5 protein-coding genes are annotated in these 14,285 nt (G+C 55.1%); 2 read left to right on the plus strand and 3 right to left on the minus strand.

From position 1 onward, the window contains the following. The first annotated feature begins 303 nt into the window (after positions 1 to 303). The gene (gene betT / locus ACKFRY_RS02255) at positions 304 to 2,553 is read left to right on the plus strand and encodes a choline BCCT transporter BetT (protein WP_408923104.1); all 2,250 of its coding nucleotides are present in this window, start codon (positions 304 to 306) and stop codon (positions 2,551 to 2,553) included. A 45-nt stretch (positions 2,554 to 2,598) separates the two neighbouring features. Further along, positions 2,599 to 4,176, plus strand: a complete 1,578-nt coding sequence (locus ACKFRY_RS02260) for an aldehyde dehydrogenase family protein (protein ID WP_408923105.1) — start codon at positions 2,599 to 2,601, stop codon at positions 4,174 to 4,176. 84 nt (positions 4,177 to 4,260) lie between these two features. Here ACKFRY_RS02260 and ACKFRY_RS02265 read toward each other — a convergent pair whose 3' ends face one another. The 3 genes from ACKFRY_RS02265 to ACKFRY_RS02275 all read right to left on the minus strand — a co-directional run bounded on the left by ACKFRY_RS02265 (position 4,261) and on the right by ACKFRY_RS02275 (position 13,375). Further along, positions 4,261 to 4,806 carry an NADPH-dependent FMN reductase gene (locus tag ACKFRY_RS02265; protein ID WP_408923106.1) on the minus strand — a complete coding sequence of 182 codons (546 nt, stop codon included), beginning with the start codon at positions 4,804 to 4,806 and terminating at the stop codon, positions 4,261 to 4,263. A gap of 38 nt (positions 4,807 to 4,844) precedes the next feature. After that, on the minus strand, positions 4,845 to 5,534 hold the full coding sequence (locus ACKFRY_RS02270; RefSeq protein WP_408923107.1) for an alpha-ketoglutarate-dependent dioxygenase AlkB: 690 nt from the start codon (positions 5,532 to 5,534) through the stop codon (positions 4,845 to 4,847). A gap of 224 nt (positions 5,535 to 5,758) precedes the next feature. Next, positions 5,759 to 13,375 (minus strand): VaFE repeat-containing surface-anchored protein, encoded by a 7,617-nt coding sequence (locus ACKFRY_RS02275; protein ID WP_408923108.1) that lies wholly within the window; start codon positions 13,373 to 13,375, stop codon positions 5,759 to 5,761. Positions 13,376 to 14,285 lie beyond the last annotated feature (910 nt).

The raw sequence follows: 14,285 nt of genomic DNA on the forward strand, positions 1-14,285 counted from the left end.
CACGTCAAGATGGCCCCACCGAAAGTGAATATTTTGTAATTTATACAAAAGTCTGTAAATATCCACATCGCCTTATGTGCGGGCACTATCTCCAGAGTACACATCCCCTAGAAGTTTGCCCAGATTAATGTATATTTACCTTGTTCGGATGGACGTCTCAGCAGATGAAATCCGAAGTCTTTTCGCATAAATTACCCACATATGATTCATTTCACTCACCTATCTCTCCCTGCGATCTTGTGAGACCTTTGGGGCACTCGTGCGAAAGATTCGGCCCAAACCAACCAACACTAGGAGAAGTAGATGGCAGACTTCGATCCTCACGACCCTGAGGAGCCCCACACTTCACGTAAAATCCCCCAAGAAGGGGGTAAAGACACCTCTCTCGCAACCCCCTCTGGGGATACCAAAAAGCGCAGCCCGCGCTACCAAGTCCGCGCCCTCGTCGGCAGCTATAAGGCAGAAACCGGCGATGATGTAGGCGCGGCCGAGGTCCCCGCACCCAAAACCAACTGGCCGGTATTTATTATCTCTGGCGTGTTGATCATCGCCATGGTGCTCTACGCCGGCTTTGGCCGTGAATCAGCGGCGGAGACCCTGGCCAATGTCACCGGCTGGATTGGTACCAACCTCGGCTGGTTCTATGTTCTCACCGCCACCATCGCCGTGGTTTTCGTCCTTTATATTGCCATCTCCAATACCGGCAATATCCGCCTAGGCCCGGACCACTCGCGGCCCAAATTCAATACTTTCTCCTGGGTGTCCATGCTCTTTGCCGCCGGCATTGGCGTGGATCTTATGTTTTTCGCCGTCGCCGAGCCGGTCACCATGTACATGGCGCCGCCCGTTGGCGAGGGCGAGACCATGCAAGCGGCCAAGGAAGCCGTGGTCTACGCCATGTTCCACTATGGCCTGACCGGCTGGGCCCTCTACGCCCTGATGGGTATGGCCTTCGGCTACTTTGCCTACCGCCTGAATATGCCGCTGGCTATTCGCTCCGCGCTCTACCCGCTCATCGGCAAGCGCGTGCACGGCCCTATTGGCTCCGCTGTCGACATCGCCGCCATGCTGGGCACCGTCTTCGGTGTGACCGCCTCCCTGGGTATCGGCGTGGTGCAGCTGTCCTACGGCATTCACCTCATCTTCGGCTTTGAGCAGGGCTTCGGTCTGCAGACCGCGCTCATCATCATCGCCATTACTATTGCGACCCTCTCGGCCGTATCCGGCGTGGATAAGGGCATTCGCTTCCTCTCCGAGCTCAACGTCTACCTGGCCATCGCGTTGATGGTCTACGTCGTGGTCTTTGGCAAAACCGCGTACCTCTTCGATGCCATCGTGACCAATATCGGCGACTATGTCTCGAAGTTCCCATCGTGGACCATGGAGACCTTTGCCTTCGCCGAGGACCAGGCAGCCGCCGATACCTGGATGCAGTCCTGGACCCTCTTCTTCTGGGCCTGGTGGATTGCTTGGGCGACCTTCGTTGGTCTCTTCCTGGCCCGCATCTCCCGCGGTCGCACCCTGCGCCAGTTCATCTTCGGCACCCTGACCTTCCCGTTCCTGTTCATCCTGATGTGGATGTCCTTCTTCGGTAACACCGCCTTGGACATGGTCCGCTCCGGTGACTACCCCGAGTTCGCCGAAAATGCGATCAACGTCCCTGAGCAGGGCTTCTACGACATGCTGCACGAGTTCCCAGGCTCCGGCATCGTCATCTTCTTGACCACCTTCATCGGCCTGCTGCTCTACATCACCTCGGCCGACTCCGGCGCGTTGGTGATGTCCAACTTCACCTCCCGCATTACCGATAACCGCCAGGACGGTTCCCGCTGGCTGCGCATCTTCTGGTCCGTAACCGTAGGTGCACTGACCCTGGCCCTGCTGCAGATCGATGGCATTGCCACCGTGCAGTCCGCGACCGTCGTGATGGGCCTGCCCTTCGCGTTCGTGGTTTACCTCATCATGTTCTCGCTGTGGAAGTCCCTGCGCCTGGAAAATATCCAGCGCGAGGCCCGCACCACCGCTATGCATGGCATGATTTCTTCCCGCACCGAGCGCGAACCGGCCAATGGTGACCTCTGGAAGAACCGCCTCGACCGCGCCAATACCTTCCCCTCCAAGCAGGAGATGGATACCTACCTGCGCGAGACCGCTACCTACGCCCTGCAGCAGGTGGCAACGCACATGCGCAGCCGCGGCTACGATGCCCTCTTGCTCACCAGTGAGCTTCCCGACGTCGAACTTCCGCAGCTCGACCTCGAAGTAAAGCTCCACAATGAGCGCATGTTCCGCTACCAACTCTTCCCGGTTGCGGCCGAACGCCCCGACTTCGTCAAGGGCGAGGGCGATGATTACTATCGCCTCGAGGTCTATGACATGACCGGCTCCTTGGGCTATGACGTCTACGGTTACTCCGAGAACCAAATCATCAATAACGTGCTGGACCTCTACGAGCGCCACCTGGCCTTCCTGCACATGCAGCAGACCCAACCGGGTGAGTCCGATGTCTCCGATGGCGCCGAGCCCGAGCGCACCTGGCGCGAAGATAGCTAAGCTGGCCAGTACAACTACCTCTATGAGAGAAAGGTTGCTTTTCACTTGAGCACCCAGAACACTCTGTTCGACCCCACCCAGACCGATTTGCTGAAGGGCGTGCATGCCGACGGCGCCCCGAAGTCCCTGTTCATCAACGGTAAGTGGGAAGCCGCCCAGAGCGGCGAGACCCGCACCATCATCTGCCCGGCCGATGGCTCCACCGTGGGCCTGGTGTCCGAGGCATCCGACGAGGACACCGAGCGCGCCATCAAGGTTGCACGTGAAACCTTCGACAATGGCGAGTGGGCTAATACCCCGGCCGCCGAGCGCGGCAAGATCGTCATCCGCGTGGCCGATTTCATCCGCGAGCACAAGGAACTTTTCGCACAGGCCGAGTCCGCTGATACCGGCAAGCGTTACGAGGAATCCCTGGGCGATATGGATGACATCGCCAATGCCTTCGAGTTCTTCGGCACCCTGGCCCAGCACCAGGCCGGCCGCGTAGTAGATCCGCAGGATCCCAACCTGCGCTCGCGCATCGACGCCGAGCCTGTTGGCGTCTGCGGCCTGATTACCCCGTGGAACTACCCGCTGCTGCAGGTCTCTTGGAAGGTGGGCCCGGCCCTGGCCGCCGGCAATACCTTCGTCCTCAAGCAGGCGGAGCTCACCCCGCACACCGCCATGCTGCTCATGGCCGCCCTCAAGGAATGCGGTCTGCCGGACGGCGTGGGCAACCTCATCACCGGCGCCGGCGCTAACTGCGGCAACCCGCTGTCCCAGCACCCGGATGTAGACATGGTCTCCTTCACCGGCGGCCTGGTCACCGGCAAGATCATCGCCAAGAACGCAGCCGAGACCGTCAAGCGCACCGCACTCGAGCTCGGCGGCAAGAACCCGAACGTCATCTTCGCCGATGCAGACTTCGACGTCGCCGTGGACAACGCCCTCAATGGCGCCTTCTTCCACTCCGGCCAGGTCTGCTCCGCAGGCTCCCGCATCGTCGTGGAAGAGTCCCTGCACGATAAGTTCGTCGACGCCCTGGTAGAGCGCGCCAATAAGATCAAGATCGGCGGCCCGACCGATGACAAGGCCGAGACCGGCCCGCTCATCTCCGCCGAGCACCGCGAGAAGGTCGCCGCCTACGTGGACAAGGCGCGCGAGCAGGGCGCCAAGATCCTCACCGGTGGCCGCGCCGCCACCAGCGAGGACACCAACGGCCAGCACGGCACCGGCACCACCGACCTGGGCGCCGGCGTCTACTACCTGCCGACCATCATCGATGGCGCTACCCGCGAGATGGACTGCGTCCACGACGAGGCCTTCGGCCCGACCGTGACCATCGAGACCTTCACCACCGAGGAAGAAGCCATCGAAATCGCCAACGACACCGAGTACGGCCTGGCTGGCGCCGTCTACACTTCCGACGCCGGCCGCGCCGAGCGTGTTGCCCGCGCCCTGCGCCACGGCACCATCTGGATCAACGACTTCCACCCGTACCTGCCGCAGGCAGAGTGGGGCGGCTACAAGCAATCCGGCAACGGCCGCGAGCTTGGCCCCACCGGCCTGGCCGAGTACCAGGAGCACAAGCACGTGTACCAGAACCTCTCCCCTGCCGCTTGGGATCAGTTCGGCCTGCAGTAATTAAGCCGACCACCTAGCATTCCGCCCCCGCTGCTCGGAAAGAGCGCGGGGGCTGGCTTTTTGTATGCGGCCACCAGGCACTGATTATGCGAAAACGGCGTCTTCCAACTCGGCCAGCAAGGAAGTGGTGCGCTCCACCTTGAAATCGACCGGGTGGAATTCGCCCTCTGCCCAGTCACTGGCGAGGTAGAACTCGACCTGGTTGCGCAACTGCGGCATGGAGAAGTTCACCACGATAGGGCGCCATGCCTCGATGGCGCGGACCGCACCGGATGGGCCATAGCCTGCAAACGCCACCGGCTTGCCGGCCCACTCTGCGGCCAAGCAGTCGAAAGCATTCTTGAACGGGCCCGGCACGGAGCGGTTGTACTCCGGGGTAACAAAGATGAAGCCATCGCAGGCATCAACCGCATCGGACCATGCCTGAACCTTCTCATCCGCGTACTGCTTATTAGCAGCGGCCGGTACAACTTCGGTGGTCAAGACCGGAATATCGAATTCCTTGAGGTCCAGCAGGGTGTACTCCACGCCATCCTTACGGCCCTGGGCCAGGTCATAGAGCCACTCGCCCACTTCCTTACCGGCGGCTTTATCGCGGGTGCTGCCAATGATGATGCCAATGCGAGACATGAGAGAACCTTCTTTCCTTCAAGCTTTATGTAACACCTCTAGCCTACCGCCCGTGCCGAAACTTGTCTGATAGTGATGTTGATACGTCCCTCCGTCAGCCCGCACCCCTGCGGCAACGTGCCATCGTTTACGCGCACCACCCCGTGGTACGCAAAGCGCTTTGGCCCGCCAAAGACCACCAAATCACCACTACATAGCGTGATATCGTCCCACGGCCGCGTGCGCGCCTCGGTGTGCCCCATACGGAAAAGGGCCTCATCCCCAATGGACAACGAAATCACCGGGGCGGGCGATTCCTCGGAATCATCCACGTGCATGCCCATCGCCGATCCCGGCGGATAGTAATTCACGAGTGCCATCTCCGGCACAAAAGTCTCCACCCACGGCTCCAGCTCGGGTGCTACCTCGGCCGCGGCGCACAGTGCCCCCGGCGCAATCCGCCGCAGACTCTCCGGCACCGGCGGAACCCGCGTGCCGTCCATATTGTCCACGTAGCGATAGCTGGGATAATGCCAATACCTGCCCAGATGCAGTTGAAATACGCTCATCTGCCCACCGGATTTCAGCCGCGGGCGCACCATCGCCATCGGCGTAGCCGCATACTCGCGCGCAATGCCGCGCATTTCCTCCACCAAGGCCTTCTGCTTATCGACGCCCACCCATCCCGGCACATGCCCCACCCCCGGAGCCACACGGACACTCGGCCGCGGTAGCGAATCAAAAAGCATGACCTCACCCTAACCCCAGCACCCCAATAAATCGATTCAGAACTTTTCCTTCAAAACGGTGAGGTTACCCTCAAGTCGTGGACACTGAGCGAAACCTCCTCGGGGTGAGGCAGCTGCATCTCTCATGTATCCGGCGGGCCCTAGTTATATAGAAATCCCCTCCAGCGTGTGCAGTTACACGCTGGAGGGGATTCGCAGTGATTAAGTCGCGTTAGCGATACAGGCTACTTAATGTAGCTCTGCATGCCCGGCTCAAGCTCAGTTGCGCCGGATGGTACGGACTTAATATCGACACGCTGGGCGTCGGATGGCAGCGCATTGCCGACCTCTTCAGGTGCTTGACCCGGAGCATCGCCGTTGCCGTTGCCATGGCCAGAGTTACCGCCCTCAGGAGCATCCTGGTTGCCTGGCTGGTGGTCGTTGCCACCATGGCCACCGTTGTGATTGCCCTCTTGGTTGCCGACCTCATCGAAGTGGTCCTTGATGATCTTGCCCAGGCCGATGCCCGGAATCAGGATGAGCCACCATGGGGTCTTGCCGCCCTTCTTGTGAGAGGTAACGGTCTGATCCTTGTCGTTGATGTCCTTGTGGTCAGCGATGTGGTTCGGCTTCTCCGAAGTAGTACCCGGAGTCTCCTCACCCTTATCGTTGACCTCAGTGGAGGTGAGCTCTTCGAAGGCAACCGCAGCCTCGACAGGCTCGGTCACATCATCGTTCACGGTGATGGTGACAGGCTTCATGCCCTTGGACTTCTTCGGGGTGAAGGTAGCTTCACCAGTACCCAGAACAGTCTTGCCGTCCTTCTTGGAAATGAGCTCAGCCTTAAGGGTGTATTCCTTATCCGGAACCAGACCCTCATAGGTGACCTCATCAACAATCTTGGCACCAGCAACAACCTCGTGGGAACCGTTCGCGAAGTCAGCATTGGTGGTAATCCACGGCTCACCCGGCTTGTGCTCGCTAGGCGTCGGCTCAGTCGGGTTGGTCGGCTCAGTCGGGTTGGTCGGCTCAGTCGGGTTGGTCGGCTCAGTCGGGTTAGTCGGCTCAGTCGGGTTAGTCGGCTCAGTCGGGTTAGTCGGCTCAGTCGGGTTAGTCGGCTCAGTCGGGTTAGTCGGCTCAGTCGGGTTAGTCGGCTCAGTCGGGTTAGTCGGCTCAGTCGGGTTAGTCGGCTCAGTCGGGTTAGTCGGCTCAGTCGGGTTAGTCGGCTCAGTCGGGTTGGTCGGCTCAGTCGGGTTGGTCGGCTCAGTCGGGTTGGTCGGCTCAGTCGGGTTGGTCGGCTCAGTCGGGTTGGTCGGCTCAGTCGGGTTAGTCGGCTCAGTCGGGTTGGTCGGCTCAGTCGGGTTAGTCGGCTCAGTCGGGTTGGTCGGCTCAGTCGGGTTAGTCGGCTCAGTCGGGTTAGTCGGCTCAGTCGGCTCAGTGGGAGGGGTTCCCTCGTCCTTCTTCGGCACCGTCTGATCCTCATCGTTGATATCCCGGTGCTCAGCAATCTCATTCGGATTCTCCGACGAAGCACCCGGAGTGTCCTTACCGCCCTTATCAACCTCAACAGAAGTCAACTTCTCGAACGCAACAGCAGCCTTAACCGGCTCCTTCACCTCGTCCTTAACGGTAATCCGAACATCAACAGAACCCGAAGCCTTCTCCGGCTTAAAGGTCTCTTCACCAGTACCCAGAACACGCGACTCATCAGCCTTATCAACCAACTCAGCCTTCAACGTGTACTGCTTACCAACCTCCAAATTGGAGTACTTAACGGTATCAATAACCGTCGCACCAGCAACAACCTCATGAGCGGAATCATCAGCAAACTTAGCCTCAGTCTTAATAGACGGCTCCGTATAAACAGTCTGATCCTCATCCTTGATATCCCGGTGCTCAGCAATCTCATTCGGATTCTCCGACGAAGCACCCGGAGTGTCCTTACCGCCCTTATCAACCTCAACAGAAGTCAACTTCTCGAACGCAACAGCAGCCTTAACCGGCTCCTTCACCTCGTCCTTAACGGTAATCCGAACATCAACAGAACCCGAAGCCTTCTCCGGCTTAAAGGTCTCTTCACCAGTACCCAGAACACGCGACTCATCAGCCTTATCAACCAACTCAGCCTTCAACGTGTACTGCTTACCAACCTCCAAATTGGAGTACTTAACGGTATCAATAACCGTCGCACCAGCAACAACCTCATGAGCGGAATCATCAGCAAACTTAGCCTCAGTCTTAATAGACGGCTCCGTATAAACAGTCTGATCCTCATCCTTGATATCCCGGTGCTCAGCAATCTCATTCGGATTCTCCGACGAAGCACCCGGAGTGTCCTTACCGCCCTTATCAACCTCAACAGAAGTCAACTTCTCGAACGCAACAGCAGCCTTAACCGGCTCCTTCACCTCGTCCTTAACGGTAATCCGAACATCAACAGAACCCGAAGCCTTCTCCGGCTTAAAGGTCTCTTCACCAGTACCCAGAACACGCGACTCATCAGCCTTATCAACCAACTCAGCCTTCAACGTGTACTGCTTACCAACCTCCAAATTGGAGTACTTAACGGTATCAATAACCGTCGCACCAGCAACAACCTCATGAGCGGAATCATCAGCAAACTTAGCCTCAGTCTTAATAGACGGCTCCGTATAAACAGTCTGATCCTCATCCTTGATATCCCGGTGCTCAGCAATCTCATTCGGATTCTCCGACGAAGCACCCGGAGTGTCCTTACCGCCCTTATCAACCTCAACAGAAGTCAACTTCTCGAACGCAACAGCAGCCTTAACCGGCTCCTTCACCTCGTCCTTAACGGTAATCCGAACATCAACAGAACCCGAAGCCGTCTCCGGCTTAAAGGTCTCTTCACCAGTACCCAGAACACGCGACTCATCAGCCTTATCAACCAACTCAGCCTTCAACGTGTACTGCTTACCAACCTCCAAATTGGAGTACTTAACGGTATCAATAACCGTCGCACCAGCAACAACCTCATGAGCGGAATCATCAGCAAACTTAGCCTCAGTCTTAATAGACGGCTCCGTATAAACAGTCTGATCCTCATCCTTGATATCCCGGTGCTCAGCAATCTCATTCGGATTCTCCGACGAAGCACCCGGAGTGTCCTTACCGCCCTTATCAACCTCAACAGAAGTCAACTTCTCGAACGCAACAGCAGCCTTAACCGGCTCCTTCACCTCGTCCTTAACGGTAATCCGAACATCAACAGAACCCGAAGCCGTCTCCGGCTTAAAGGTCTCTTCACCAGTACCCAGAACACGCGACTCATCAGCCTTATCAACCAACTCAGCCTTCAACGTGTACTGCTTACCAACCTCCAAATTGGAGTACTTAACGGTATCAATAACCGTCGCACCAGCAACAACCTCATGAGCGGAATCATCAGCAAACTTAGCCTCAGTCTTAATAGACGGCTCCGTATAAACAGTCTGATCCTCATCCTTGATATCCCGGTGCTCAGCAATCTCATTCGGATTCTCCGACGAAGCACCCGGAGTGTCCTTACCGCCCTTATCAACCTCAACAGAAGTCAACTTCTCGAACGCAACAGCAGCCTTAACCGGCTCCTTCACCTCGTCCTTAACGGTAATCCGAACATCAACAGAACCCGAAGCCTTCTCCGGCTTAAAGGTCTCTTCACCAGTACCCAGAACACGCGACTCATCAGCCTTATCAACCAACTCAGCCTTCAACGTGTACTGCTTACCAACCTCCAAATTGGAGTACTTAACGGTATCAATAACCGTCGCACCAGCAACAACCTCATGAGCGGAATCATCAGCAAACTTAGCCTCAGTCTTAATAGACGGCTCCGTATAAACAGTCTGATCCTCATCCTTGATATCCCGGTGCTCAGCAATCTCATTCGGATTCTCCGACGAAGCACCCGGAGTGTCCTTACCGCCCTTATCAACCTCAACAGAAGTCAACTTCTCGAACGCAACAGCAGCCTTAACCGGCTCCTTCACCTCGTCCTTAACGGTAATCCGAACATCAACAGAACCCGAAGCCTTCTCCGGCTTAAAGGTCTCTTCACCAGTACCCAGAACACGCGACTCATCAGCCTTATCAACCAACTCAGCCTTCAACGTGTACTGCTTACCAACCTCCAAATTGGAGTACTTAACGGTATCAATAACCGTCGCACCAGCAACAACCTCATGAGCGGAATCATCAGCAAACTTAGCCTCAGTCTTAATAGACGGCTCCGTATAAACAGTCTGATCCTCATCCTTGATATCCCGGTGCTCAGCAATCTCATTCGGATTCTCCGACGAAGCACCCGGAGTGTCCTTACCGCCCTTATCAACCTCAACAGAAGTCAACTTCTCGAACGCAACAGCAGCCTTAACCGGCTCCTTCACCTCGTCCTTAACGGTAATCCGAACATCAACAGAACCCGAAGCCGTCTCCGGCTTAAAGGTCTCTTCACCAGTACCCAGAACACGCGACTCATCAGCCTTATCAACCAACTCAGCCTTCAACGTGTACTGCTTACCAACCTCCAAATTGGAGTACTTAACGGTATCAATAACCGTCGCACCAGCAACAACCTCATGAGCGGAATCATCAGCAAACTTAGCCTCAGTCTTAATAGACGGCTCCGTATAAACAGTCTGATCCTCATCCTTGATATCCCGGTGCTCAGCAATCTCATTCGGATTCTCCGACGAAGCACCCGGAGTGTCCTTACCGCCCTTATCAACCTCAACAGAAGTCAACTTCTCGAACGCAACAGCAGCCTTAACCGGCTCCTTCACCTCGTCCTTAACGGTAATCCGAACATCAACAGAACCCGAAGCCTTCTCCGGCTTAAAGGTCTCTTCACCAGTACCCAGAACACGCGACTCATCAGCCTTATCAACCAACTCAGCCTTCAACGTGTACTGCTTACCAACCTCCAAATTGGAGTACTTAACGGTATCAATAACCGTCGCACCAGCAACAACCTCATGAGCGGAATCATCAGCAAACTTAGCCTCAGTCTTAATAGACGGCTCCGTATAAACAGTCTGATCCTCATCCTTGATATCCCGGTGCTCAGCAATCTCATTCGGATTCTCCGACGAAGCACCCGGAGTGTCCTTACCGCCCTTATCAACCTCAACAGAAGTCAACTTCTCGAACGCAACAGCAGCCTTAACCGGCTCCTTCACCTCGTCCTTAACGGTAATCCGAACATCAACAGAACCCGAAGCCGTCTCCGGCTTAAAGGTCTCTTCACCAGTACCCAGAACACGCGACTCATCAGCCTTATCAACCAACTCAGCCTTCAACGTGTACTGCTTACCAACCTCCAAATTGGAGTACTTAACGGTATCAATAACCGTCGCACCAGCAACAACCTCATGAGCGGAATCATCAGCAAACTTAGCCTCAGTCTTAATAGACGGCTCCGTATAAACAGTCTGATCCTCATCCTTGATATCCCGGTGCTCAGCAATCTCATTCGGATTCTCCGACGAAGCACCCGGAGTGTCCTTACCGCCCTTATCAACCTCAACAGAAGTCAACTTCTCGAACGCAACAGCAGCCTTAACCGGCTCCTTCACCTCGTCCTTAACGGTAATCCGAACATCAACAGAACCCGAAGCCGTCTCCGGCTTAAAGGTCTCTTCACCAGTACCCAGAACACGCGACTCATCAGCCTTATCAACCAACTCAGCCTTCAACGTGTACTGCTTACCAACCTCCAAATTGGAGTACTTAACGGTATCAATAACCGTCGCACCAGCAACAACCTCATGAGCGGAATCATCAGCAAACTTAGCCTCAGTCTTAATAGACGGCTCCGTATAAACAGTCTGATCCTCATCCTTGATATCCCGGTGCTCAGCAATCTCATTCGGATTCTCCGACGAAGCACCCGGAGTGTCCTTACCGCCCTTATCAACCTCAACAGAAGTCAACTTCTCGAACGCAACAGCAGCCTTAACCGGCTCCTTCACCTCGTCCTTAACGGTAATCCGAACATCAACAGAACCCGAAGCCGTCTCCGGCTTAAAGGTCTCTTCACCAGTACCCAGAACACGCGACTCATCAGCCTTATCAACCAACTCAGCCTTCAACGTGTACTGCTTACCAACCTCCAAATTGGAGTACTTAACGGTATCAATAACCGTCGCACCAGCAACAACCTCATGAGCGGAATCATCAGCAAACTTAGCCTCAGTCTTAATAGACGGCTCCGTATAAACAGTCTGATCCTCATCCTTGATATCCCGGTGCTCAGCAATCTCATTCGGATTCTCCGACGAAGCACCCGGAGTGTCCTTACCGCCCTTATCAACCTCAACAGAAGTCAACTTCTCGAACGCAACAGCAGCCTTAACCGGCTCCTTCACCTCGTCCTTAACGGTAATCCGAACATCAACAGAACCCGAAGCCGTCTCCGGCTTAAAGGTCTCTTCACCAGTACCCAGAACACGCGACTCATCAGCCTTATCAACCAACTCAGCCTTCAACGTGTACTGCTTACCAACCTCCAAATTGGAGTACTTAACGGTATCAATAACCGTCGCACCAGCAACAACCTCATGAGCGGAATCATCAGCAAACTTAGCCTCAGTCTTAATAGACGGCTCCGTATAAACAGTCTGATCCTCATCCTTGATATCCCGGTGCTCAGCAATCTCATTCGGATTCTCCGACGAAGCACCCGGAGTGTCCTTACCGCCCTTATCAACCTCAACAGAAGTCAACTTCTCGAACGCAACAGCAGCCTTAACCGGCTCCTTCACCTCGTCCTTAACGGTAATCCGAACATCAACAGAACCCGAAGCCGTCTCCGGCTTAAAGGTCTCTTCACCAGTACCCAGAACACGCGACTCATCAGCCTTATCAACCAACTCAGCCTTCAACGTGTACTGCTTACCAACCTCCAAATTGGAGTACTTAACGGTATCAATAACCGTCGCACCAGCAACAACCTCATGAGCGGAATCATCAGCAAACTTAGCCTCAGTCTTAATAGACGGCTCCGTATAAACAGTCTGATCCTCATCCTTGATATCCCGGTGCTCAGCAATCTCATTCGGATTCTCCGACGAAGCACCCGGAGTGTCCTTACCGCCCTTATCAACCTCAACAGAAGTCAACTTCTCGAACGCAACAGCAGCCTTAACCGGCTCCTTCACCTCGTCCTTAACGGTAATCCGAACATCAACAGAACCCGAAGCCTTCTCCGGCTTAAAGGTCTCTTCACCAGTACCCAGAACACGCGACTCATCAGCCTTATCAACCAACTCAGCCTTCAACGTGTACTGCTTACCAACCTCCAAATTGGAGTACTTAACGGTATCAATAACCGTCGCACCAGCAACAACCTCATGAGCGGAATCATCAGCAAACTTAGCCTCAGTCTTAATAGACGGCTCCGTATAAACAGTCTGATCCTCATCCTTGATATCCCGGTGCTCAGCAATCTCATTCGGATTCTCCGACGAAGCACCCGGAGTGTCCTTACCGCCCTTATCAACCTCAACAGAAGTCAACTTCTCGAACGCAACAGCAGCCTTAACCGGCTCCTTCACCTCGTCCTTAACGGTAATCCGAACATCAACAGAACCCGAAGCCGTCTCCGGCTTAAAGGTCTCTTCACCAGTACCCAGAACACGCGACTCATCAGCCTTATCAACCAACTCAGCCTTCAACGTGTACTGCTTACCAACCTCCAAATTGGAGTACTTAACGGTATCAATAACCGTCGCACCAGCAACAACCTCATGAGCGGAATCATCAGCAAACTTAGCCTCAGTCTTAATAGACGGCGTCAGCTCAGACGGTTTAGAACCACTGCCACCGTCTTCATCCGGCAGACCCGGTTGATCCACCGGCATTACAGGTTGAGAACCCGAATTGGGTTTATTGTCAGGATATACAACGGTGATATACGCATCCGCAGGCTGCTTCTCGATCTGGACCGATGTATCCCTAATAAACTTCAGAGGATCCCACCTTGGATTGTCCACGGAACCTTCAAAACGATACCCAGTTACGGCTGTAAAGTCTTTAAGGTCTCCACTAAAAGCCGGAAAAGCTACCTGCCCTTGCTTGTCAAGCGGGTTGTTCCCTCTGATAGTTTCCTGAGCCAAGTACTTTGAGTCGCTGGGGGTATTGAGGAACATCAGAAGGTACACGTAATAGTTAGCAGCCGCCTTGGCGTCCCCCTGAGCAGCCGCAGCTTCCAACTTCCGCGCGAGGTTAATCACCACGTCATAGTAGGTCTTGTCAAACTTGAGTTTTGTGGCGTTCTTTTTTTTGTACGCTTCTGTCGTATTAAGCGGAGTTGTAGCAATTGGACTAAGACACCAGCCCCAGCCGACGTCATTATTTTCATTTCCGCCGTTGTTAAATCCGGGCCCAGCCGGCTTTCCCGCCCAAACGAGCATGCCCCAGGCATAGTCCGCGGCGAAATGCTGTTTGTTGGTTTCTTCCTTCTTGGACTCGTTACCCAACGTAGTGTTGGGCTCAAAGTCACTAGGCTCTGCGGCGCTGGCCCTCTCCACCGGCACGGCGAGCAAGGCCGCGATAACCGCAATTACTGCGAGAATCGCAGTTAAGAGCGTCCACCCCCTTCGGGGCAATCTTCTTGAAATACTCATGATTCCTCTCAAATTGTCAAAATACTTTTTGCTCAGGAGGAAACTTCGCTGCTCACAGCCAGATTTCGCAGCTGAGCACACCGCTTCTGGTCACAGCGGCAAAATCATGTTGCCGATCAGCCCATTAGTGCAAGTTGAACATTAC

The organism is Corynebacterium tuberculostearicum, assembly GCF_046097255.1.
Lineage (GTDB): Bacteria > Actinomycetota > Actinomycetes > Mycobacteriales > Mycobacteriaceae > Corynebacterium > Corynebacterium tuberculostearicum_J.

What these genes read in the sequence shown, in the direction of transcription:
- ACKFRY_RS02275 (WP_408923108.1), bottom strand. Translation starts at nt 13,375, where the DNA reads ATGCCGGTGGATCAACCGGGTCTGCCGGATGAAGACGGTGGCAGTGGT.
- betT (WP_408923104.1), top strand. Translation starts at nt 304, where the DNA reads ATGGCAGACTTCGATCCTCACGACCCTGAGGAGCCCCACACTTCACGT.
- ACKFRY_RS02265 (WP_408923106.1), bottom strand. Translation starts at nt 4,806, where the DNA reads ATGTCTCGCATTGGCATCATCATTGGCAGCACCCGCGATAAAGCCGCC.
- ACKFRY_RS02270 (WP_408923107.1), bottom strand. Translation starts at nt 5,534, where the DNA reads ATGCTTTTTGATTCGCTACCGCGGCCGAGTGTCCGTGTGGCTCCGGGG.